Source organism: Kitasatospora putterlickiae (assembly GCF_039527695.1).
GTDB classification, from domain to species: Bacteria; Actinomycetota; Actinomycetes; order Streptomycetales; family Streptomycetaceae; genus Kitasatospora; species Kitasatospora putterlickiae.
This window is the reverse complement of record NZ_BAAAKJ010000125.1, coordinates 28,881-32,944: the sequence shown is the minus strand read 5'-3', so window position 1 is coordinate 32,944 and position 4,064 is coordinate 28,881. Positions and strand designations below refer to the sequence as shown.

The following is a 4,064-nucleotide window of genomic DNA, read 5'->3' as shown; positions in this document are numbered from 1 at the left end:
GGCGCCCGCCGAGACGGCGGCGGAGCTGGGCGACGGCTACGGCGCGGCGCTGCGCGACGGGCTCCGCGTCCACCGGGATCCGGCCCCGGCGCCCCGGTGACCGGCCCGTCGGCTCAGGACGGCAGGGTGATCGACTGGGCGTGGTGGAAGACGTCTCCCTCGTCCCAGATCTTCTTGGCCCGCTGCAGCCGGGGGTAGTTCTCCTTGTAGTAGAGGCGCTGGTAGGCCGGGTTCCGGTCGGCGGTGGTCCCGAGGTCGACGTCGGGGTAGTTGACGTAGGCGCCGTCGGTGTCCGTGTCGATCTCGGGGACGCCGCCGGTGGTCCGGTAGGTGTCCTGGTAGAGCCCGCGCAGGTAGTCCAGGTGACCGGCGTCCTGGACCGGGTCGGTCCAGTAGGTCTGGTACTGGAGCTTCAACACCGAGTCGCGCTGGGCGGCGGCCGTCTCGGTGCTGTCGCGCTCGTTGATCCGGCAGCCGTAGGAGTCGATCTGGACCAGCGTCTGGGTGAGGTCGACGCCCTCGACGTCCCGGGTGAGCCAGGTCCACCAGGTGTCGATCTGGGCCGGGGTGAAGGCGGTGCGGTGGTAGGCGGACTTGTACTTGCCGCGCTGGTTGGCGCCGGAGCCGTTGAGCGTCATGGTCGCCTGGAACCAGGGCAGTTGGCGCCGCCGGTCGGGGTACGGCAGGTAGAGCAGACCGGCCTGGTCGGTCTGCGTGGTGGACGGGGTCCGCATGCCGGCCTCCACCTGGGCCAGGAACTCCTCCAGCGGCGCCGGGTCCTCCTCGTCCCACTGGCTGAACAGGACGACGTTCCCGTTCGAGTGGTGGGTGAGGTGGAGGATGGAGAACAGCCCCCGGTACGCCGTCTCCTCCTTCCCGCTGTGCGCCGCGAAGAACTCGCCGAAATTGCCGACCAGGGTGCGGAAGTCCTCGGGGCGCTCGCGCAGGTCCGCCCAGCGCCAGGCGACGCTGCTGAGCCAGACCCGGGGCGGCGGCTGGGGCAGGGTGCGGGCGAAGTGGTAGCGCACGACGACGCCGAAGTTGCCGCCGCCCCCGCCGGTGTGGGCCCAGAACAGTTCCTGTTCGGGCGAACCCTCGGGGTCCGCGCGGTTGGCCCGGGTCAGCTCCACCCGGCCGCCGCGCACCGTGACCACGTCGACCTGGACCAGGTGGTCGACGGTCAGCCCGTGCCGCCGGGAGAGCAGTCCGTACCCGCCACCGCAGACGTGCCCGCCGGCGCCGACCGAGTAGCAGGAGCCGGCGGGGAGCGTCACGCCGTAGGTGCGGAACAGGCCGGTGTACACGTCCCAGTTGGTGGCGCCGCCCTCCACGCCGTAGGTGGCGGTGCCGAACTTGTCGGTCGCGGCGCGCACGCCGCGCAGGGTGCTGAGGTCGAGGATGACCCCCTGGTCGTTGTCGACGAAGCCCTCGTAGCAGTGGCCGCCGCCGCGCACCGTCGGCCGGAGCCCGTGGTCGAGCGCCGACCGGAGTTCGGCGACCGCGTCGGCCTCGTTCCCGACCAGCCGGATGTAGTCCGGACGGCTGCGCCACCGCTGGTTGAAGCCCTGGCCGAGCGTCTCGTAGCGGGGGTCCGACGGGAAGACGGTCACCCCCTCGGGCTGCTCCACCGGCTCGGCGGCGGCCTTCCCGGCGGCCCCGGCGGCCAGGCCCAGCGAACCGGCGGACATCCCGGCGGCGGCCATTCCGGTGCTGCCGAGAAATCCCCGGCGGGAGAATTCACGACTCATCGCTCGACCCGTTTCCTCGACGTTGAGAAGCTGGCGGCCGCACGCTAGCACGGAAAACCGGGGCACTGAACGACCGCGAATTAATGTGAAAGTAAGCGGTCGAATTCCCGCCGCGCCTCATCGCCGGGCTTCGTCGCCGGGCTTCGTCGCCGGGCGGCCCCTCCGGACCCGGAACGCTGGACGCCCCGCGGATCGCCGCGCGCCCGGCCCCACTTGACCGGGCATCTGATTAGCCGCCATATTACTTCCATGGCACAGCAGCACGAGGCCGGAACCGGCGCACCCACGCTCGATCAGGCCCGCCGGCAGCTCTCCCGGTACGGCCTGTCGGCCGACCCGCAGGCGGTCCTGGTCGCGGCGCGACTGATGGCCGCCGGGTCCCGGCTCGGACAGGCCGGCGAAGCGCACTTCGCACGCTTCGGCCTGTCCACCGGCCGCTACCGACTGCTCGCCGAACTGGAGGACCACGGCGGCGAGAAGCCGCCCTCGCAACTGGCGTCCGCGCTCGGGGTCTCCCGGGCGACCGTGACCGGCCTGGTCGACGGACTGGAACGGGACGGGCTGGTCGCCCGGCGGCCCTCCACCGAGGACGGGCGGGGCAACGTCGTGGTGCTCACCCCGCGCGGCGCCCAGCGGCTGCGCGACATGGCGCCCGAGCACTTCCAGCGGATGCAGGCCATGGTCGGCGGCCTCTCGGTCGAGGAGCGCACGCTCTTCCTCGACCTGCTGGCCCGGCTGGTGGAGGGCATGTCCGCCCTGACCGACGACTGACCCGGCCCCACGCCCCACCCCTCCCCCGGGCCGCTGCTCTTCACACCCACATAGTTAGCCGCCTCACCACCTATAGTTAGCCTCCTAATCACCTGGAGCAGTCATGCCCACCACCGCCTCCACCGAGGAGCGGCGACCCGCCGCCCCCACCGCCGCCCCGCCACCGTTCGTGCTCTGGCGCGAGGTGCTGGTCTCCTACGCGGCGCCCGCCGTCATGGCCGGGATCGGCGGCTTCGCCACCGGCCAGTCGGAGCTCAAGATCGCGGCCGTCACCACCATCGCCGGCACCTCCGCGCTGGTCGCCGCCCTGGTCGGCGCCCGGCACCGCCGCCGCCCGGCCGGCTCCTGGGCGGAGCGCGGACCGCGCCCGCTCGTCACCGCCCTGTTCGGCCTCGGCGCCGCCGCCGTCGCCCTGGCCGTCGGCATGGCGGGCTGGCAGCTGCTGCCCCGGATCCCGGCCCTGGCCGACAGCCCGTGGCCCGGGCGGCTCCGCTTCGACCTGCCGGTCTCCGCCGCGATCGCGGCGACCGCGATCACCTGGCGCTGGCGCGGCACCCGCCCCCGGCGCCGCCGGGCCCGCTGACCCCGGCCCGGGCCTTCACCACCAGCACCGTTCCGAGAGAACAACCGAGAGAAGAGAGAGATCCGCGTGATCACCATCATGGGCGCGTCCGGCGCCACCGGCGGCGCGACCCTGCACAGCCTCACCACCCAGGGCGTCCCCGTCCGCGCGCTCAGCCGCGACCCCGAGCGGCTGGCGGCCGGCCTGGACCCGCGCACCCGCCACCTCGTCGAGGCGGTCTTCGCCGACGCCGACGACCCGGACTCGCTGCGCTCCGCCCTCAAGGGGACCGGGCAGCTCTTCCTGACCATGGCCAACGGCCCGCGCCAGGTCGAGTACGAGCTGCTCACCGTGGACCTCGCGGTCCGCGGCGGCGTGGAGCACATCGTCAAGGTCTCCGCGCCCGCCGCCGAGCCGGACTCCCCGGTCGCGGTCTCCCGCGGCCACCACCTGGTCGAGGAGCGGCTGCGCGCCCACGGTGTCACCACCACCGTGCTGCGCCCGTACGCCTTCATGCAGAAGCTGCTGCTGCTCGCCCCCGGCATCGCGGCGGCCGGGCTGATCCACGGCGCGATGGGCTCCGCCCGCTGCAACTACGTCGACTGCCGGGACATCGGCGACGTCGCGGCGGCCGTGCTCACCCGCCCGGAGGCGGCCGGCGGCAGCCTCGCGCTCACCGGCGGCCGGGCCTACAGCCACCCGGAGGTCGCCGGGATGCTGAGCGGCCTGCTCGGCCGGCCGGTCGGCTACGTCGACCTGCCGCCCGAGGAGCTGCGCGCCCATCTGGTCGCCCGGGCCGGGATGCCGGACTGGCTGGCCGCCCACGTGGTGGAGATCCAGCGGCTCGCCGTCGAGCGCCCGGAGTCCCCCGACGACGCCGCCACCCGGCTGACCGGACGGCCTCCGCGCACCCTGGAGGCGTTCCTCCAGGAGCACGCCGACCGGTTCCGCCACCCCTTCCACTGACCCTCCGCACACCCCCG

General features: G+C 73.7%; 4 protein-coding genes. 3 read left to right on the top strand and 1 reads right to left on the bottom strand.

All coding sequences use genetic code 11. From position 1 onward, the window contains the following. Positions 1 to 113: 113 nt before the first annotated feature. Positions 114 to 1,748 carry an FAD-binding oxidoreductase gene (locus ABD308_RS13280; RefSeq protein WP_344332986.1) on the bottom strand — a complete coding sequence of 545 codons (1,635 nt, stop codon included), beginning with the start codon at positions 1,746 to 1,748 and terminating at the stop codon, positions 114 to 116. 249 nt (positions 1,749 to 1,997) lie between these two features. On the opposite strand from ABD308_RS13280, the gene ABD308_RS13275 reads away from it, so the two are divergent. The 3 genes from ABD308_RS13275 (at position 1,998) to ABD308_RS13265 (ending at position 4,047) form a co-directional block, all read left to right on the top strand. Further along, positions 1,998 to 2,519: a MarR family winged helix-turn-helix transcriptional regulator gene (locus tag ABD308_RS13275; RefSeq protein ID WP_344332984.1), complete on the top strand. Its 522-nt coding sequence runs from the start codon at positions 1,998 to 2,000 to the stop codon at positions 2,517 to 2,519. Positions 2,520 to 2,622: 103 nt separating this feature from the next. Further along, positions 2,623 to 3,102, top strand: coding sequence for a hypothetical protein (locus tag ABD308_RS13270; RefSeq protein WP_344332982.1), 480 nt, complete (start codon positions 2,623 to 2,625; stop codon positions 3,100 to 3,102). A gap of 66 nt (positions 3,103 to 3,168) precedes the next feature. Continuing rightward, positions 3,169 to 4,047, top strand: coding sequence for an NmrA family NAD(P)-binding protein (locus ABD308_RS13265; protein ID WP_344332980.1), 879 nt, complete (start codon positions 3,169 to 3,171; stop codon positions 4,045 to 4,047). Positions 4,048 to 4,064 lie beyond the last annotated feature (17 nt).